General features: G+C 73.4%; 22 protein-coding genes. All 22 read right to left on the reverse strand.

Annotated elements, in window-relative coordinates:
- Window positions 1-17 precede the first annotated feature (17 nt).
- The gene (locus ACQEU6_RS21995; RefSeq protein WP_499334502.1) at window positions 18-575 is read right to left on the reverse strand and encodes a hypothetical protein; all 558 of its coding nucleotides are present in this window, start codon (window positions 573-575) and stop codon (window positions 18-20) included.
- Window positions 576-614: 39 nt separating this feature from the next.
- Window positions 615-1,157, reverse strand: coding sequence for an ATP-binding protein (locus tag ACQEU6_RS22000; protein ID WP_499334503.1), 543 nt, complete (start codon window positions 1,155-1,157; stop codon window positions 615-617).
- A 138-nt stretch (window positions 1,158-1,295) separates the two neighbouring features.
- A complete protein-coding gene (locus ACQEU6_RS22005; RefSeq protein WP_499334505.1) occupies window positions 1,296-1,877 on the reverse strand; it encodes a PadR family transcriptional regulator in 582 nt (193 codons plus the stop codon).
- A gap of 76 nt (window positions 1,878-1,953) precedes the next feature.
- The gene (locus tag ACQEU6_RS22010; RefSeq protein ID WP_499334507.1) at window positions 1,954-3,843 is read right to left on the reverse strand and encodes a fatty acyl-AMP ligase; all 1,890 of its coding nucleotides are present in this window, start codon (window positions 3,841-3,843) and stop codon (window positions 1,954-1,956) included.
- Window positions 3,844-3,848: 5 nt separating this feature from the next.
- Window positions 3,849-5,807 carry an acyl-CoA dehydrogenase family protein gene (locus ACQEU6_RS22015; RefSeq protein ID WP_499334509.1) on the reverse strand — a complete coding sequence of 653 codons (1,959 nt, stop codon included), beginning with the start codon at window positions 5,805-5,807 and terminating at the stop codon, window positions 3,849-3,851.
- Between the two features lie 70 nt (window positions 5,808-5,877).
- Window positions 5,878-6,330 carry a nuclear transport factor 2-like protein gene (locus ACQEU6_RS22020; protein WP_499334511.1) on the reverse strand — a complete coding sequence of 151 codons (453 nt, stop codon included), beginning with the start codon at window positions 6,328-6,330 and terminating at the stop codon, window positions 5,878-5,880.
- 29 nt (window positions 6,331-6,359) lie between these two features.
- The gene (locus ACQEU6_RS22025; protein ID WP_499334512.1) at window positions 6,360-7,220 is read right to left on the reverse strand and encodes an SGNH/GDSL hydrolase family protein; all 861 of its coding nucleotides are present in this window, start codon (window positions 7,218-7,220) and stop codon (window positions 6,360-6,362) included.
- A gap of 34 nt (window positions 7,221-7,254) precedes the next feature.
- Entirely contained in the window at window positions 7,255-7,899 is a 645-nt protein-coding gene (locus tag ACQEU6_RS22030) for an SGNH/GDSL hydrolase family protein (RefSeq protein ID WP_499334513.1), read from the reverse strand.
- Entirely contained in the window at window positions 7,899-8,156 is a 258-nt protein-coding gene (locus tag ACQEU6_RS22035; RefSeq protein ID WP_179278766.1) for an acyl carrier protein, read from the reverse strand. Before ACQEU6_RS22035 ends, ACQEU6_RS22030 begins: the two co-directional genes overlap by 1 nt.
- Window positions 8,157-8,620: 464 nt before the next feature.
- On the reverse strand, window positions 8,621-9,625 hold the full coding sequence (locus tag ACQEU6_RS22040) for a sulfotransferase family protein (RefSeq protein ID WP_499334515.1): 1,005 nt from the start codon (window positions 9,623-9,625) through the stop codon (window positions 8,621-8,623).
- Between the two features lie 393 nt (window positions 9,626-10,018).
- A complete protein-coding gene (locus ACQEU6_RS22045; RefSeq protein WP_499340299.1) occupies window positions 10,019-10,591 on the reverse strand; it encodes a LysR substrate-binding domain-containing protein in 573 nt (190 codons plus the stop codon).
- Between the two features lie 89 nt (window positions 10,592-10,680).
- Entirely contained in the window at window positions 10,681-11,748 is a 1,068-nt protein-coding gene (gene hypE / locus ACQEU6_RS22050) for a hydrogenase expression/formation protein HypE (RefSeq protein ID WP_499334517.1), read from the reverse strand.
- Window positions 11,745-12,923 carry a hydrogenase formation protein HypD gene (hypD, locus tag ACQEU6_RS22055; protein ID WP_499334519.1) on the reverse strand — a complete coding sequence of 393 codons (1,179 nt, stop codon included), beginning with the start codon at window positions 12,921-12,923 and terminating at the stop codon, window positions 11,745-11,747. Before hypD ends, hypE begins: the two co-directional genes overlap by 4 nt.
- Window positions 12,923-13,192 (reverse strand): HypC/HybG/HupF family hydrogenase formation chaperone, encoded by a 270-nt coding sequence (locus ACQEU6_RS22060; protein ID WP_499334521.1) that lies wholly within the window; start codon window positions 13,190-13,192, stop codon window positions 12,923-12,925. The genes hypD and ACQEU6_RS22060 overlap by 1 nt, the downstream gene beginning before the upstream one ends.
- Window positions 13,192-13,830 carry a D-sedoheptulose-7-phosphate isomerase gene (locus tag ACQEU6_RS22065; protein ID WP_499340301.1) on the reverse strand — a complete coding sequence of 213 codons (639 nt, stop codon included), beginning with the start codon at window positions 13,828-13,830 and terminating at the stop codon, window positions 13,192-13,194. Before ACQEU6_RS22065 ends, ACQEU6_RS22060 begins: the two co-directional genes overlap by 1 nt.
- Window positions 13,831-13,835: 5 nt before the next feature.
- The gene (locus ACQEU6_RS22070) at window positions 13,836-14,042 is read right to left on the reverse strand and encodes a HypC/HybG/HupF family hydrogenase formation chaperone (protein WP_499334523.1); all 207 of its coding nucleotides are present in this window, start codon (window positions 14,040-14,042) and stop codon (window positions 13,836-13,838) included.
- A complete protein-coding gene (locus tag ACQEU6_RS22075; protein ID WP_499334525.1) occupies window positions 14,039-14,635 on the reverse strand; it encodes a D-sedoheptulose-7-phosphate isomerase in 597 nt (198 codons plus the stop codon). Before ACQEU6_RS22075 ends, ACQEU6_RS22070 begins: the two co-directional genes overlap by 4 nt.
- Window positions 14,632-15,132, reverse strand: coding sequence for a DUF892 family protein (locus ACQEU6_RS22080; protein WP_499334527.1), 501 nt, complete (start codon window positions 15,130-15,132; stop codon window positions 14,632-14,634). Before ACQEU6_RS22080 ends, ACQEU6_RS22075 begins: the two co-directional genes overlap by 4 nt.
- Before the next feature lie 23 nt (window positions 15,133-15,155).
- On the reverse strand, window positions 15,156-15,287 hold the full coding sequence (locus ACQEU6_RS22085) for a DUF6893 family small protein (protein ID WP_499334529.1): 132 nt from the start codon (window positions 15,285-15,287) through the stop codon (window positions 15,156-15,158).
- Window positions 15,284-16,075: a hydrogenase maturation protease gene (locus ACQEU6_RS22090; RefSeq protein ID WP_499334532.1), complete on the reverse strand. Its 792-nt coding sequence runs from the start codon at window positions 16,073-16,075 to the stop codon at window positions 15,284-15,286. Before ACQEU6_RS22090 ends, ACQEU6_RS22085 begins: the two co-directional genes overlap by 4 nt.
- Window positions 16,072-17,064, reverse strand: a complete 993-nt coding sequence (locus ACQEU6_RS22095) for a hypothetical protein (RefSeq protein ID WP_499334536.1) — start codon at window positions 17,062-17,064, stop codon at window positions 16,072-16,074. The genes ACQEU6_RS22090 and ACQEU6_RS22095 overlap by 4 nt, the downstream gene beginning before the upstream one ends.
- Window positions 17,052-17,723, reverse strand: coding sequence for a DUF6084 family protein (locus tag ACQEU6_RS22100; protein WP_499334539.1), 672 nt, complete (start codon window positions 17,721-17,723; stop codon window positions 17,052-17,054). The genes ACQEU6_RS22095 and ACQEU6_RS22100 overlap by 13 nt, the downstream gene beginning before the upstream one ends.
- Window positions 17,724-17,808 lie beyond the last annotated feature (85 nt).

Here is a 17,808-nt window from a genome sequence, read left to right on the forward strand (position 1 = left end):
TCTGGGGGGGTGCGGGGTCAGGGGTGGGCCTCGTCCAGGGCCGCGCGGGCGACCAGGCCGCGCAGCCGACTGGTGATCATGGCGACGGCCTGGGCGTGCCCGCGCAGGGCCTTGTCCCGCGCGGTGTACTGCCCGATGTCGGCGTGCATCGCGTGGTCGGACACGATCGTCTGCCACAGCAGCGGCCTTCCGTTCGCCGCGATGCCGAGATCGATCACGGTGAACCAGGTCGAGACGACCACGACGACGGCCCCGACGCGGATGACGTCCTGCGCGAGCAGGCGTCCCCGCACGTCGAGCAGCAGCCGCTGGGCCTCCTCGGCCGTGGCGCGCCTCCCGTCCTCCCGGTAGAAGTCGGGGGGACGGCGGGGATCGGCGGGCCGCCGGCCGGCGGCCTCGCCCGGGGGCCGGTGGTCACCGGGCCCCGGGTCGGCGGGCCTCCGGTCGACCGGCCCCCGGTCGGCGGTCCGCCGGTCGGCGGGCCGCGGCTCGACGGGGCTCTGTCCAGCGGTCCCCCGGCCGGGGGACCGCTGATCGGCGGGCCGCCTGTCGGCGGGCATGGCGTCAGCAGGCATGGCATCTCCCATCGCCTTACCGGGGTGCGCGGGAGACGCTCAGCGGCCGGGGCGCTCGTCCCGCGGCCAGGCGCGCACCTCGCACCAGACCGCCTTGCCGGAGGCGGTGTGGTCGGTGCCGTGCCCGTCGGCCATGACCGCGACGAGGAACCAGCCGCGCCCCGTCTCCTCCATGAGGTCGACCGGCCGCGCCGTCGGGACGGCGGCGCTCTGGTCGTGCACCTCGATGCGGAGCCGGGTGCCGGCGCGCAGCAGCCGCAGGCACAGCGCGGCGCCGGCGACCGGCGCGTGCCGGACGGCGTTGGTGACCAGTTCGGACACCAGGACCTCGGCGTCGTCGGCGATGTGCCCGATGCCGGACGCGGTGCTGACGGACCTGCTGAAGCGCCGCGCCGCCGGCACGGACTCCCGCTCGGCGGGCAGCGTCAGCTCGCCCAGCAGGACCGCCGGGGGCTCGTCGAGGCCCCGCAGCCCGTTCGGCGCCGCGCCGTTCGGTTCCGCGACCTGCGCCGCGGCGGTGGTCAGGTGGCTCGGGAGTGGTGTGCTAGGGAGTTCGATGGTGTGGTGGTCGCCCGACATCATGAACGCCTCCTTGACTAAGGCGTGCCGCCCGATTCCAGCCCGGCCGGGGTGCGAGGCTGAGGTGGGCGTGGGGGGTTGGTGCCGGTGCCGCCGCTGTCCGGGCAGGCGGTGGCACGGCGTGCGAGGGACGCGGCCGCCTCATGGCGGGGCGCTCCCCTCGGACTGGGTGCCCGCCCGGGCGCGCAGCAGCCGGGCGGTGCTGGTGAACCACGCGTAGTTCTCCTGCTCGAAGCGTCGTCCGCGCAGGCACGTGAGGTAGGGCCCGAGAGGGGTCCCGGTGCGCAGGAAGGACTCCTCGTCCAGATCGCCGCGCAGGTGCTTGAGAGTGCGTTCGAAGACCTCGACCTTGGCCGCCGAGGCCACCGCCCGGTCTTCCAGTTGCGCGATGACGGAGTCGGCGCAGATGTGGTCCACGGCCTGGACCATGACGAGCAGGTTCTCGCGGATGATGCCTGGCTTGGCAGGGGTCACGGCGAACCGTTCGAGCTCGTCGACGCCGGCCTGGGTGACGGTGTACACGCGCTTGTTGGGACGGTCGTGCTGGATGATCTGCCGCCCGCTGATCAGACCTTCCGTCTCCAACCTCGACAGCTCCGAGTAGAGCTGCTGCGGTACGGCGTGCCAGAAGTTGGAGACCGACAAATCGAAGATCTTTGCCAGCTGGTAGCCGCTGTACTCGCCGTCGAGCAGCGCCGCCAGCACAGCGTGACGTAGCGCCATCGGCCTTCTCTCCCCGCCTTGACTCAGGGTGATGCCCGACGTTAGCAGACAACGACATGATTAGTCATCATGTTGACTAGGATTGGTCAGCGTCAATTCGCGCGCACGCCGCCCGGAGGCCGGCGACGCCCGGTTCGAGATCGGCCGCGAGCTCGTTGATCTTTCCGGCCAGGAACGCCTCGCGGGTCAGCCGGCGCTGCATCTTCCCGCTGGTCGTCCGCCTGACCGAGCCCCGCGCGGCCAGCACGACGCTGACGGCGGGCAGCTCGAAGGTGCGGGCGACCCGGGCCTTGACGGCGGCGGCCACCTCCTCCAGGGGCGTCCCGGCGGCGGCGCGGGTACTGATCTCCTGGACGATGACGACCTGCTCCCGGCTCGCGTCGACGGCCTCGCCGCCGCCGGGCGGGCCCGGGCCGAGGTCGGGGTCGGGGTCGGGGTCGAGGTCGGGGTCGATGGCGGCGTCGATCGCGAAGGCGGCGCCGAGCAGGGCGGCCGGATGGGATGCACGTGCCACTTCTTCGATGTCGTGCGCGTGGATGTTGCGGCCGTTGACGATGATCAGGTCCTTGATCCGCCCGGTGACGTAGAGCTCGCCGTCGGCGGTGAAGCCGAGGTCGCCCGTGCGCAGGAACGGGCCCTCGCCCGCGGACGTGCGGGCCCGGAACGTCGCCTCGGTTTGCTCGGGGCTGTCCCAGTAGCCGCGGGCGACGCTCCCGCCCCGCACCCAGATCTCCCCCACGCGCCGCTCCGGCCGCTCGGCGCGGGTCTCGGGGTCGACGACGCGGACGTCGAGGGTGACGGGACGGCCGCTGCTGACGAGCCGCCTGACCCCGCCGCGAGCAGGGGCCCCGGCCGCAACCGCGGCCTCGGCGGCGGGGACGGCCTCGTTCCGCGCGAGGGCCCCGGCGTCGAAGTCGCGGACGACGGGGCCGCCGCCGAGGGGCGCGCCCGTGATGAGCAGGGTCGTCTCGGCCATCCCGTAGCACGGCATCCACATCGAGGGCCGGAACCCGACCGGGGAGAGCCGCTCGGCCAGCGCCTCCAGCGTCGCGGCCCGCACGGGCTCGGCGCCGTTCTTCACGACGGTCAGCGACGACAGGTCCAGCCCCTCCAGCTGCCGGTCGGTGACGCGACGCAGCACCAGCTCGTACCCGAAGTTGGGCGCCACGGTGATGGTCCCCCGGTACCGGGTGATCAGTTCCAGCCACAGCACGGGGCGCTTGATGAACGTGATCGGCGAGGTGAACACGTACCGGCAGCCGAGGTAGAGCGGCTGGAGGAACTGACCGACCAGGCCCATGTCGTGGTAGTGCGGCACCCAGCCGACGCCGACCGTGGCGTGCGACCCCTCGATGCGGCGCCTGATCTCCTCGCCGTTGGCCAGCAGGTTGCCGTGGGTGACCATGACGCCCTTCGGCTCGCTGGTCGACCCGGAGGTGTACTGGAGGAACGCGACGGTGTCCGGCCCGGAGCGCGGAGGGGACCAGTCGCCGGCGTCGGCGTCCTTGCCCGCCTGGGTGTCGAGGCAGTGGACGCGCCCCTTCAGCCCGGCGGCCGACAGCCACGCGTCGAGGGTGTCGCGGTGCGCGGTGTCGGTGAGGATCAGCGCGACGTCGGCGTCCTCGATGATCCGGCGGGTGCGGCCGAAGCGGCCCGCGTCCAGGTCCGGAAGCGGGGCCGGGACGGCGATGACGCGCGCGTACAGGCAGCCGAGGAACGCCGCCAGGAACTCCAGCCCCTCCGGGTAGAGCAGCAGGACGGCCCGGTCCCGCAGGCCGCGCGCCTCCAGGCGGCAGCCGAGCGCGCGGGCCTTGCGGTCCAGGTCGGCGAAGCCGAGCACGTTCTCCTTGTACCTGCGTCCCGGTTCCTCGCTGATGAAGGTGAAGGAGCGGGTGTCGCCGTGCGTCCGGATGTTCTTCCGGACGAGCGACACGAAGTCTCTCGTCGTCTCCGGTGGCCCGGTCATGGGTGTCACCCGTCCTCTGCGGAGATGAGCAGCGAGGGTGGGAGCGGGGAGAGGGAGAGCAGGGAGAACCAGGGCCGGTCGCCCGTGCCGCGGAACATCGCCTCCTCCAGCGGCGGGAGGAAGTCCTCGGACAGGACGGTGTCGGGCTGCGCCCGCTGGAGCAGCCGCTGGAGGCACAGGACGAGCCACTGGCCGTCCTCGAACGCCCCGCCGAACACCTGCCGGTTGTGGAGCCAGGTGAGCATGCACGACGCCATCGCGTGCAGCTCGCAGTACCGCCTGGCCCGTGTCAGCGCCGCCACCGAGGAGGTGTCGCCCTCGTTCGCGCGGATCCCCTCCTCGATCCGGGCGCGCAGGGTCCCGATGGCGGACAGCAGGTCCTTCAGCTCGGCCGCGACACCGGGCGCGGCGTGCGCGTTCGCCGCCGCCAGGACCTCCTCGGAGATCTCCTCGAACCGCTGGCCGACCTCGTCGCGCCCCTCGTTGGTGAGCTGGAGCAGGCGTCCGTCGGGTTCCCAGGCGGGCGGCGTCCGCGTCCAGCAGAACAGGTCGGCGAGCAGCTCGTCCTCGCGGCCCGTCTCCTCCTGCGGGTCGATCAGGAAGGGCAGCTGGCCGGCGACGTTGGCGAGGTTCACGTGCGTGGTGCCCTCGAAGATGCTCGCGATCGCGTGGTCGCGCTGGAGCTTCTGGAACACCCCGTGCGCCACGCCCTCGCGCAGGTAGCCTCGGGCGGCGAGTACGGTCCCGATGCTGGCCACGACCTCCTCGCCGAGGACGGGCACGAAGTACTTCACGATCGAGGACCACAGGCTGAGCCGTCCGGGCGCGACCGTCAGGCAGCGCGCCACCGGGATCGCCACGCACTCGGCGATCAGGAGGTCCAGGTGCGCCTTGACCAGATGGTCGCGGATCACCGGGATCCGGTAGATGTCCGAGCCGTACAGGGTGCGCTGGCGCGCGTACTCCATCCCGATGCGCACCACCGCGTCCATCGTGCCGACCGACAGCGCCGCGATCGCGGTCCGGGTGATCTGCAGGGTCTTCAGCGTCTGGACGAGCCCGGAGCCGCGCCGCCCGATCACCCGCTCGGCGGGGAGCCGCGCCCCGGAGAACGCGACGCCGGACAGGTCGTGGCCGCGCAGCCCGACCGTCCGGACGGGCGGCAGCGTCGACCACGCCGCCGGCTCCAGCTCCCGCTTGTCCACGAGGATGAGGGAGAAGTCGCGCGGCCCCGTCCTGGCGTAGGTGGTGACGAAGCGTCCGCGGGTGGCGTTGCCGACCGGCCATTTCACACCGGTCAGCACCAGCTCGTCCCCCTGGATGTCGGCCTCCGACTCCGACGCCATCACGTCGCTGCCGTGGTCGGCCTCGGAGACGCCGAAGCAGGCCAGGTCGCCGCGCAGCACCCCGTCCGCCACGGTCCTGCGCTGCCACGCGTCGCCCCACAGCCAGACCGGGTTGACCGCCAGCAACCCGGACCCGTACATGACCGCGACGGTGACGCTGCGGCGGGAGATGCCGCGGGTGACGAAGAACAGCTCCTCCAGCGTCGTCAGGCGCCCGCCCAGCCCGCTCGGCACCAGGTACTTCGGGAAGCCCCACGCCCGGACGGCGTCCACCGCGCCCGGGGGGAGCTCGTCGCGCTCCTCCGCCTCCACGATGGCCTTGTAGGAGAAGGGCCCGGCCTCGTCGTCCATCGGGTCGCCGAGGTAGCCGTCGAGGTCGGCGGCGATCCGGTGCGCCGGCGCCAGCCTCGCGCGCGGGTGCCGTCCGGGCGCGGAACCCTCGGAGGCGGTTCGCCCGGTCGCGGGGCTCTCGGCGGTGGAGCCCCCCGTGGGGGGATTCTCGGAATGGCCAGGGTGAACGGAATGCGCGGGATGGACGGAACTCTCAGCGTGGGCCCCGGGGGCGGAGTGACCGGGGCGGACGGGGTGCACGGGGTGTGCGGGGACCTTGCTATCCATTTCCTTCGACTCCCTTGTGTGGGTCGCGCCTTCCGGTTCGCGGGCCGCGACTCCTGTGCGGGTCGGCTCCCTATGGCTGCGCGGTGTCGCCGGACGGGCCCCCCGCGTCGTCGGCGTTCGTCGGATCCTCCATGCGCCTGCCGACCACCCGGGCGAGCGTCATCGCCGCTGGCAGCGGGCGGACCATGACGGTCAGGCCGGTGACGAGCCCGGTGTCGCCGAACCTGAGCAGGTCCAGCCCCTGGACGTCCTTGCCCAGCACCCGGGCGCTGAAGATCAGCGCCTGTGCCGGGGGTCCTGCGCCGTTCGTCCCGCCCAGGGGGACGCCCACCAGCTCGTCGGTGTAGTGGAAGTCCTCGAAGACCTCCAGCAGGACGCCGAGCAGGGCGGCGACGGCGTCGCGCCCCAGGTAGGGCTTCACCATCACCGGGCTGCGGAACTCGATGCCGGGGTCCAGGGCACCGGTGATGGCGGCGAGGTCCTTGGCCTCCACCGCCGATCGGAACGTTCCGGGAACCGTCATCCGAGCTGCTCCCTTCGCTTGCCGTACGGTCAGTCGGCCGTCCTCGGCGGGACGGCTCCGGCGGGGGGCGAATCCTCTGGCGGGCCGCCGGGTCCGGCGGCGGGAGCGGCGGCGGGTCCGGCGGCAGGTCCGGCGGCGGTGGCGGGGAAGGCGGCGCGGGCGAGGTCGCGCGCCCAGTGCCGGTAGCCCGCGGCCGACGGGTGGAAGCCGTCGGACGCGAAGAGCCGCCGGTCGCGGGCCATCGCCTCGTCCATGGGAGCGTGGACGGCCCCGCCCGCGACGGCCGCGTCCCGCGTGATCCGGTCCATGGCGCGCGCCCGCGCGCCGAGGACCGAGCGCAGCGGCCGCGGCAGGGCCGGGAACCGGTGCACGGGCGGCATCCCGGCGACGAGCACGGTCGCCTCCGGGAACCGGCCGCGCAGCAGGGCGACGAGCTCGGTCACGTCCGCCGCCCACCGGCGCAGCGGGCGCCGCCTGAGCAGGTCGTTGATGCCCGTGGTGACGACCACCAGGTTCGGCGCGGAGCCGTTCGCGGGCGGGACGAGCCCGCCGATGATGCGCCGGGCCGTCGCGCCGTTCTGCCCGGAGACCGACCAGGCCACGCTGCGCCGCAGCCGCTCGCCCAGCTCCTCCGCCAGGAAGCCGGGCAGCGCCTCGGCGTGCCGGGACGCGCCGACGCCCACGGCGGTGGACTCGCCGATCACCACGACCCGGAAGGCCGCGGCCCGCCCGGGGTCGGCGCCGGCGACGAAGCCCTGCTCGTCCCCGGTGGCCGGGTCCAGCCGCGGTGTCCGCCGCACCGTCCGCCATGCCTGCACGACCAGTACGGGAGCGAGGAACAGCAGCATCGGCGAACGGAACGCACGGGCGACGGAATGTGCTCTTTTCATCAGTCTCCCAGACTGCTGGAACGGCCCCCGGTAGTCATTTCACCCGCTCGCCGAGCAGGCTCGCCGCGATCTGCCCCATCACCTCCGCGACATAGGCGTGCCCATCCGGGTTCAGATGGATTCCGTCGGCGCTCCACATCGCGGGGTCGGCGACCCTCGCCACCGTTTCCGACTCGGGGAAGGCCATTCCGAAATCGCGCGACACCCGGTCGAGTTCGGCGTTGAAATCGTGAATGCGCTGCACCGTGCGTTTCTTGCGGAACTGCGACATCGGCGTGATGTCCAGCAGCGGCGGCCGCGGGACCGGGATCGCGAGGACGACCGCGCCGCGCCCGCGGGCCCAGCCGAACAGCTCCGCCAGCCGGCGCGCCGCGGGCTCCCGCTCGAAGCCGCGCAGCGCGTCGTTCATGCCGCAGCCGAGCACGACCAGCCGCGGCGACAGCTCGCGCACGGCGGGCAGCTGGTCGCGGACGACGTCCTCGACCGTCGCCCCCGGGTCGGAGGCGTTGAGCATCCCCTCGCGGGGAATTCCCAGGTGAAGGGCCAGTCGTCCGGCCCAGCCGAGCCACCCGCCGGCCGGGTCCGGATCGTCCTGGCCCTCGGCCACGCTGTCGCCGAGCACCACCATGGCGGGCCCGGCGGCGCCGTCGCCGCCCGCCTCAGGCGGCCGGCCGGCCATCACGCGACGAGGTCGAGCAGGTAGTCGGTGAGGTCGGCCACCGTCTCCCGGCGCCGCGCCTCGGCCACGTCGACCTCCACCTGCAGGTGGTCCTCGATGTCGCTGATGATGCTGATCGCGTACACCGAGTCGACCCCGTAACGGGCGAGTTCGACCCCGGGATCGATGTTTTCCACAGGCCTGTCGAGGTAGAAGGCGATCTTGTCAAGAAGCCACGATTGCAGCTCGTCGTGGGAAATTATTTCCGATCGGGCCACCGCAACTCCTCCTTATGTCAGAGGATCATCGAAACAATCGCGATTGGTAACGGAAGACGAGCAACACGCAAGATACAGCCAAATGGTTGGCGTGTCTCGATCCGGGTGTGAACGATCGGACACGGAGGTGTCTCCGTCCTGTAAACCCAGTCAGTGGTACGGTAAAAACGGCGATAAGTTACTTACCAGTAACCACTTCCGATAAGGGCCCAACGCACGCGGGCCGGGCACGCCGTCCCCCCGCGCCCCACCGATACGTCCTCCCCCGCGGGACTCGCGGCGGCACGCTACCTGCGCCGTTCCACAGTCAGCCCCGTCCGGGCACGTCCCGGCGCCGGCCGCGAACCGGGCACGTTCCAGGAGAGTTTCGGACAACCCTTCGGCCGGGTGCCGCGCCGCCCGGCCGAGATCGCCTTACCCGAAGGCAAGGTTCATCTATCTCTTCAGTCGCGGCCCTCAGTCTGTCAGGCCACGCTTACAGGACCGTTCAGCCACGAGACGACGGGGTTGGGCTCGCGCTCCTCCGCGAGCCGCTCGCGGACGGCCCGCGCGTGCCGCGCCCGCCAGCGGTGCGCCGCGAGCCGGTGGAAATTGACGAGCGGCGCCGCCGCCGGACGCGCCCCCTCCGTGATCGCGTAGCCGTGGTGCCGCAGCCGGGACGCCAGCACGTGCTGGACGAGGTCCGCCTCCCACCCCTCCAGGCGGTCGCGCCAGGCGCCGACGTGGCGGCCGTTGACGGCCTCGTGCGTGCCCAGGTGCCACTTGCGCGTGGACGGCACCGTCCGCCGCGCGTGCCGGTACGCCGTCGTCATCGCGGGGTCGTACTCCTCGCCGAGGAACGCGCACAGCCCCGTCAGGGCGTCCTCGGGCTCGGCGACCAGGTCCTCGTAGCGGAACTCGTAGAAGGTGTCCGGGCCAAGGCCGGCCCTCAGGCGAGCGCCCGTGTCGACCGCCTCCCGCCACGTCAGCGCGGCGGCGCAGATGTCGCCGTCGAACCACGGCATCCGCGTCAGGGAGCTCACCGCGTCCCGGCCGTCCCTGACGAGATGGACGAACTGGGCGTCGGGGAACATCCGCCGGAGCATCGGCACCCGGCGGAAGTAGCTCGGCCGCTTGTCCCCCCAGCGCGGCTTGCCGTGCCGGCCCGCGTAGGCGCGGAACACGGCGGCGATCGCCGACCCGAGCGTCGGCGGCCCCTGCGCGATCTCCTCGACCACCGCGGCGGCGTCCAGCCGCAGCACGCCGAACTTGGTGCCCTCGCCGCCGGTGATCCATTCGGCCAGCGCGCGGCGGTTCTCCGGCAGCTCCAGGTCCCCGAACCGGTGCCGGATGTCGTAGGAAACGTGCACGAACCGCGTCTCCGAGGGAAACGCGATGTGCCGGTGCGAATGCAGCATCTGCTGGAGCAGCGTCGTCCCCGAGCGCGGGCATCCGAGCACGAAGACGGGCCTGCACGACTCCCCTGTCATGGCCCGCGAACGTACCCGCGGCCTCTGGGACGAAGCTCAAACGAACCTCAACAGAGCCTGAAAACCACAGGTCACAACAATCCCACAGGTCTCGGAGGCCCCGGGCGCCCCGCTCGGTCGGACTCGCTTCGCCCGGCGCCGGCGGCGTGTCGCCCCCGGCGTCGACCCGGCCCGCTCGTTTACCCGGAGGCCGGACGCACCCCTAGTCGTTGAACGTTCGAGTGCTTTCAATGGACCGAAGGGCGGTATCGCGTCGTCCGGTAGATGTCGTGGGCGCCGCCGTCGCCGAGCACCGACGCCCTTCCTGAGTAATGCTCGATGGACGGATTCCCCGTCCGCCGATAGAGCGGCGAGATATGCGCCGCCCGCAGGGGCGGGCGCTTCCCGAGTGGCTCACGGCCCGGCGTCCGCCGGCGCCCCGTCCTTTTCCCCCGGCGACGTTTCCGGCGCCGCACCGCGAGGTGGCGCGGTCGCCGCCGGAACGTCCGGTGTCTCCAGAAAGGCGCCGGCGGCCGGAGACGGCCCCAGGCGGCTCCAGACCAGGTGCTCGACCCGGGCGGGCGGATCACGGAGTTCGACGACGCGCAGGTCGGCGAGCCCGGTGACGAAGGCCGCGGGCAGCATGCCGATGCCGAGACCCAGCCGGACCAGCCGCACCACGAGGTCCGGGGTCGTCACCTCGAAGGCGACGTCACGTCCGATCCCGGCCGCGGCGAACGCCTCGTCCGCGAGCCGGCGCAGGCCGACGTCCGCCGCGTCGGCCAGCGGGTGCCCGGGGGCGACCACCGCCACCAACTCGCCGTGCGCCAGGACGCGGCCGTGCACGCCCTTCGGCCGGGCGCTGCGCGGCAGCCCGAGGAACGCGACGTCCAGCGTTCCCTGCCGCACCCGCTCGGCCAGTTCCGCGCTCCCGCCGACGCGCAGCGTGACCCGCACCCGCGGATGGCGGACGTGGAAGTCCCTCAGCGCGTCAGAGCGTCCTCTGGTTCGGCGCGGCGCTGACGGCGGCGTCGCTGCTCGTCACGCTCGCCGGCGTCCGGCGGGGCCGCCCGGCGTCAGCAGATCCGCGGTAGCGGGTCGCCGACCAGGAGGTCGACGATGCGGGTGCCGCCGAAGGCCGTCTTCAGCAGCACGAGCCCGGACGGGTCGTCGGTCACGCGGCCGATGACGGCGGCCTCCTCGCCCAGCGGGTGCGCCCGCAGCGCCGCCAGCGCGGCCGGCTCGCACTCGGGCGCGACCACGACCACGGCGCGGCCCTCGCACGCGACGTACATCGGGTCGATTCCGAGCAGCTCGCACGCGCCCCGGACGGCGGGCCGCACCGGGATCGCGTCCTCCTCCACCACCACCGCCGTCCCGGCGTCCGACGCCAGCTCGTTGAGGACGGTCGCCACGCCGCCCCGCGTCGCGTCCCGCATCCGGCGCAGGCCGCCCGGGCACGCGTCGGCGAGGTCGGCGAGCAGGCAGGTCAGCGGCGCGGTGTCCGACACGACGTCGGCCTCCAGCTCCAGCTCGCCGCGCGCCAGCATGATCGTGACGCCGTGCTCGCCGATCGGCCCCGTCACCAGCACCGCGTCCCCGGGGCGGATCTCCCCCGTGAGCCGGGACCGCACGACCCCGACGCCGGCCGTCGTGACGAAGCAGCCGTCGGCCTTCCCGCGCTCGACGACCTTGGTGTCGCCGGTGACGATGTCGACGCCCGCCGCGTCCGCCGCGCGCCGCATCGACTCGGTGACGCGCCGCAGGTCGGCGACGGGGAAGCCCTCTTCGAGGATGAACCCGGCCGACAGGTGCAGCGGCCTCGCGCCGCAGACGGCGAGGTCGTTGACCGTCCCGTTGACGGCCAGGTCGCCGATGTCCCCGCCGGGGAAGAACAGCGGCGACACGACGTGGCAGTCGGTGGTGAAGGCGAGGTCGGCGCCGTTCACCATGAACCGCGCCGAGTCGTCCATCCGGTCCAGGAGCGGGTTGGCGAACGCCTCCCGGAACACCGCCTCGACCAGCGTGCGGGTGGCCTTGCCGCCCGCACCGTGCGCGAGCGTGATCGTGTCCTCGCGGAGCCTGGCCTTGCGGGCCCGCGCGCGCTCGATGCGCTCCAGCACCTGCTCCTCGCGGACGGTCATCGCACCGTCTCCCCCACCCGTCCGGCGTCCCGCGCCGGATCCGCCCCGCCGGCCCGGCCGACCTCGCTGATCCGCTCGCGGGTGAAGCGGCCGAAGTTGTAGTACGCGGCGCACGCGCCCTCGGACGAGACCATGCACGTCCCGATCGGCGTCTCCGGCGTGCAGGCCGTCCCGAAGACCTTGCACTCCCACGGTTTCAGCACGCCCTTGAGCACCTCGCCGCACTGGCACGCCTTCGGATCGGCGACCCGCCCGCCCGGGATGTCGAAGACGCGCTCGGCGTCGAAGGCGGCGTACTCCTCCCTCATCCGGAGCGCGGAGTGCGAGATGAAGCCGAGGCCGCGCCACTCGAAGTACGGCCGCGGCTCCATGACCCTGGAGATCGCCTCCAGCGCCCGGGGATTGCCGTCCCACGGGACGACCCGGCCGTACTGGTTCTCGACCTCCGAGCGGCCCCCGGCGAGCTGGGCCAGCAGCATGTGCACCGACTGCAGGATGTCCAGCGGCTCGAACCCCGCGACGACCAGCGGTTTCCCGTAGTCGTCCGTGATGAACCCGTAGGGCCGGCAGCCGATCACGGTCGACACGTGGCCCGGACCGAGGAAGCCGTCCAGGCGCAGGTCCGGCGAGTCCAGGATCGCCTTGATCGCCGGAAGGATCGTCACGTGGTTGCAGAACACCGAGAAGTTCCCGACCCCCGCCGCGGCCGCCCGCAGCACCGTCATGGCGGTGGACGGCGCGGTCGTCTCGAACCCGATCCCCATGAACACCACGCGCCGCGACGGGTTCCGCTCGGCGATCTTCAGCGCGTCCAGCGGCGAGTACACCATCCGGATGTCGGCGCCGGCGGCCTTGGCGTCCAGGAACGCCCCCCGCCCGCCCGGCACCCGCATCATGTCCCCGAACGACGTCATGATGACGTCCGGCTGCGACGCGATGTGGATCGCGTCGTCCACCCGGCCCATCGGGATCACGCACACCGGGCAGCCCGGCCCGTGCACGAGCGAGACGCTCTCCGGCAGGTAGTCCTCCAGGCCGTGCTTGTAGATGGTGTGGGTATGGCCGCCGCACACCTCCATGAACTGGTAGTTCCGCCCGGGCTCGCACAGCGCGGCGATCGAGGCGGCGAGCGCCCGCGCCCGCTCCGCGTCCCGGTACTCGTCGACGAAGCGCATCAGTCGATCCTCGATTCCCGCAGCGCGTCGATCTCGTCGTCGTAGGCCTCGCCGAGGCCCTCCAGCAGCGCCAGCGTCGCCCTCGCCTCGTCCTCGTCGATCTTGGACATGGCGAACCCGACGTGGATGAGCACCCAGTCGCCGGCGGCGAGCCGCTCCCCGTCGAGCAGGGCGATGTTCACCGCCCGCCGGACGCCGGTCACGTCCACCTTCGCCACCGGGCGGTCCGCCATGATCTCCACGATCTCGCCCGGTATCGCCAGGCACATCAGAAAGCCTCCCCCGCCAGTTCGAGCTGCGTCAGTTCCCAGAGCGCGTGGTAGATCGTCGTCTGCGCCTCCTGGACGCGGTGCACCGACGACGACGGCACGGTGAACAGGTGGTGCAGGCCCGGCGTCTCCGCCATTTGCCCCCCGGTGTATCCGGCGAGCCCGACCACCGTCATCCCGCGCCGCGCCGCCTCCCGCAGCGCGGCGATCAGGTTGTCGGAGTTCCCGCTGGTGGACAGCGCCAGCGCGATGTCGCCCGGACGCCCGAACGCGGCGAGCTGCCGCGCGAACACCACCTCGAACCCGATGTCGTTGGACAGCGCGGTGACCACGGCGACGTCGGTCGTCAGCGCCAGCGCCGGCAGCGGCCGCGCGGACCCGCCCGGGTTGAGGAACAGCGCGGCGACGTCCTGCGCGTCCGTCGAGCTGCCGCCGTTGCCGAACGCGAAAAGCCGGCCGCCGGAGCGGAACGCGCCCGCCATCCGCGCGGCGCACGCCGCGAGCTCCTCGCCGTACCGCTCCAGGACGGCCTCGCGCAACCGGACGATCTCCTCCGCCTTCTCGCGGGTCGAGCTGCGCACGTCCTCCAGCAGGGTGTCCAGCCCCGAGCCGCCCGCGTACAGGAAGGGGTAGAGCATGTCGGTCACGTCGTCACGACCCCGATCGCCTCCTTGGCGTGGACGAGCACGGTGTCGCCGACCCCGGCGTCCACCAGCGCCACGCTGACCCGTTCGAGCCGCCCGCCGCCGACGTCGACGTCCGCGAGGCCGTCGCCGAGCAGCCGCGCGACGACGACCGGGACGGCCTCGTCCGCGCAGGTCACGCAGTGGTCGCCGGCGCACCCGGTCACGCGGTCACCTCCTGGCCGAGCACGCCCGGCTGCTCCAGGAACACGTGTACCAGCTCCCACAGCACGTGGTACGCGGTGACGTGCACCTCCTTCACGACGCGCGGGTCGCCGGAAGGCACGGTGACCAGGTGGTCGACCGTCCCGGCGAGCGCTCCCCCGTCGCCGCCCGCCAGCGCGACCGTCAGCATGCCGCGGTCCCGGGCGGACTCCATGCCGCGCAGCACGCTGCGGCAGCGGCCGTCCGGCGAGATCCCGAACGCGATGTCGTCCGGGCCGCCGAAGCAGCGGACCTGGTGGGCGAACACGTCGTCGAAGCCCGCGCCGGCGCAGACGCCGGTGAGCGTCGCGACGTCGCCGGTGAGCGACAGCGCGGGCAGCGCCCGCTTGCCGACGATCACCGGGTGCACGAACTCGACCGCGACGTGCTGGGCGTCGGTCGCGGCGGCGCCGGTCCCGAAGGTGAGCAGGCGCCCCCCGCCGTGGAACCGGGCCGCCATCGCGTGGCAGGCCGCCGCGATGGCGCCGGCCTCCTCGGCGAGCGCGGCGCCCGGCTCCGCCCGGCGGCGGAACACCTCCGCCACGGCGGCGGTCACCGGCCGGCCCCCGCGGGCGGCGGGGCGTGCAGCGACATGTCCACGGCGAGGTCCCAGCGGTCCGACAGCTCGTGCGACATCGCGTGGGCGTCCTCGCACATCGCCGCCGCGACGGCCGCCGTCTCGCCGTCCCCGGCGCGGTCGGCGACCCGCCGCAGCGTCTCGCCCGCCGCGATCTGCAGGTGGACGGCGACGTAGGCGTCCCGCATGTGCTTGACGGGGTCGCGGTGGCCGCGGCCGAGACCGCCCTCCAGGACGGACGCGAGCAGCGTCCCGGCGTCGCGCGCGATGCTCGGGGACGCCCCGTGCGCGTGCAGCCGCGCCTCGACCGCCCTCGTGTACGCCCGCGACCGCTCGGCGTAGTGGCCGAGCGGCCGGCACAGCTCCGGCTCGTCGGCCGCCGCGGTGAGCATCTCGCTCAGCGCGGCCTCGGCGTGCTCCTGGAGCGCGTGCGCGTCCTTCAGGTGGCCGACGAGCCGCCGCTCGATCGTCGTCATGAGCGTGCGCTCCGCGTCTCCGGTCACATCGACTCGGCTTTGAGGTACCGGCGCAGCGCCGGCATCTCCTTGACGAGCATCGCGATCGCGCCGACCGCGACCAGTCCGATCACCAGCCGGGCGACGCCCGAGCCGGCGCAGATTCCCTTCCTCATCCCCCCGCTCCCTCCTGTGCGAGTTCCCGCGTGAATTCCTCCGCCAGCAGCCGCTCGACCAGCGCGGCGGCCTCCTCGACCGCCGCGCCGACCGGCGCGCTGAGCCTCATCTCCCAGGTGGCGTCCGTGGTCCGCGCCGACGGCTCGCACGCGACGAGCAGGATGCGCGGCGGGACCGGGCCGTTGTCCCGGGCCAGCCGCAGCACCTGCGCGGGGTCGAGGCCGTGCGCGTCGACGGCGACGCCGCCGAAGTCGTCCGGGCCGGGCTCGACCAGCGTCACGGTGCCGGGGGCGTGGCCGCGCTCGGCCGCGTCGACCAGGACCGCGGCCGCGTAGCCGTCGCCGAGCGCGTACATGAGGTCGATGCCGCGGATGCCGAAGTCGACGACGTCCACGCCGCGCGGCAGCGAGCGGGTCGCCAGCCGCCGGACGACCTCCACGCCGAACCCGTCGTCGCCGTGGAAGACGTTCCCGATCCCCGCGACGAGCACCCTCCGGGACGGCGCCTCCCCGGGCAGCGGCTCGACCTCGTCCGGGCGGACGAAGAAGCGGTGCCCGAGCTGGTTGTAGGGGCCGAGGTCGCGGCCCGGGTCGTCGTCCAAAGCGACGACCAGGTGCACCCCGCCCTCCATGTCCTCCTCGACGCGCTCGACGACGGCGGTGCGCCCGACGAGCGCCAGGTCGAAGATGTCCGCGCCCCCGCGGGGACGCAGCCGGACCCGGCTCCCCGGAGCCGTCTCCCGCCCGCCCGCGCCCGCGTCCTGCCCGCTCACGTCGTCCCCGGTCACCAGACGTCCCTCCGCGGATCCCTCAATGTGCCGTGCAGCGCGAGCAGTTCCCCGTGCGACAGGGCGCCGCACCGCTCCAGGATCCGCCGCGCCTTCGGGTCGGTCGCCGCCACCTCGCGCCGCTCGTCCTCGGTGAGGCTGAGCACGCTGAGGATCAGCAGCTGGTCGATCTCCGTGCCGTCGAACAGGTCGCCCGGGCTCTCCGGCGCCACCTGCGGCCAGTCGTAGAGGACGATCGGCGCCGCGAGGACGGTGTCGCGGCTGCCCGGCTCCCCCGCGAGGACCGGCCACAGCCCGTCCCTTCCGCACGCGGCCGCCGCCTCCGCGAGCGGCTCCGGCGGATCCGTGAGCGACACGAACGCGCCGCCGCCGGTGCGCGCCACGACGTGCGCGCACAGCATCCCGGCGCGGACGGCGTCCTCGCGCTCCTCGGCGGCGCCGGTGTTGACGACCTCCGCGCGCAGCCGCACCACGCCGTCCGCGACGGGCACGGCCGAGATCTCGACCCGCCCGTCCACCCGCTCCCACGACCGGACGAACCGCACGCCGCCGCCGCTGCACGACGCCTTGCCGTCCACCGGCTCCTCTTCGGCGCCCCCGGCCACCTCGACCGGGACGCGGACGGGAGCGCCCACGAGGCGCTCGACCGCGATCGGGCCGCTGGTGAGCTCGCGTTCGCGGGCCTCCTGCCAGGTGAGGTAGGTCTCGCCCCCGGCACTGATCTCGTCCACGGGACTGTCGCCGTGCATCACCTGGCGGTGCACCGCGTGCAGGAACCGCAGCGTGACCTCGACGTGGGCCCCGGGCCCGGCTTCGAGGAGGAACTCGGCGTGGACCCTCCAGCGGTCGCCGTCGCGTTCGGCGTAGCCGCGCGGGTAGACGCCCCCGATCGTCCAGCGCTGCCGGTTCTTCAAGGCGGACCGGCGGTACGGCCAGAGGAGGTACCCCTCGTAGAGGACGGTGTCCGCGATCGCCCTCAAGCGGTCCACTCTTCCTCCTCGCGTCGCTTCTCCGCCTGGCGCAGCAGTTCGTCGACCGTGTCGTCGAACGAGGAGTGCGCGCGGCGGGCCCGGTAGGCCGACAGGCGGCCGAAGCAGTCGTCGTCCAGCCGCAGCCAGCGGGCGGTGCCGTAGTAGCGGCCCATCAGGTCCCGCCACACCTGGAGGGGCAGGTCGCCGGTGACCTCGTGGTGCCACGGGATCTGCCCGGTGCGCAGCGCGCCGTCCTCCCCGGGGTAGAAGACCGTGCCGTTGAAGGCCAGGTCGAGCGGGACGTCGCCGCCGCCGAGCGCGTGCAGGTAACGGTCGGCCGCGACCTGCATGTCGTGCCCGCACGGCAGGGAGAGCGCCGCCTCCGTCCCGCCGCGGAACGTCGGCACGGTCGCGCCGACGCGCGCCCAGGTCAGGCCGCGCAGCGACCGGTCCCACATCTCCGGCGGGCCGAACACCCCGGCGAGACGGTCGCGCTCGGCGTCGTCGTAGCCGCGGCGCGCCGCCGCGATCGTCACCGTCGTCGTGAGCAGGACGCACTGGACGGGTCCGCCGTCCAGCCGCCGCAGCCCGATCCGCAGGCTCAGCGTCGGCGTCGCCGCGAACGCCTCCGGCTCGATGCCGAGCAGGTCGAGCCCGAGCTCCGGTGTCCCGGTCATGCCCTGCCTCCGCTCATGCTCTGCTCCTTCGAGGGGGGACGACCCCCCACGCCCCCCGGTTCGCCGCGCTCATGCTCTGCTCCTT

Source organism: Spirillospora sp. CA-108201 (assembly GCF_050936235.1).
Taxonomy (GTDB): Bacteria; Actinomycetota; Actinomycetes; order Streptosporangiales; family Streptosporangiaceae; genus Spirillospora.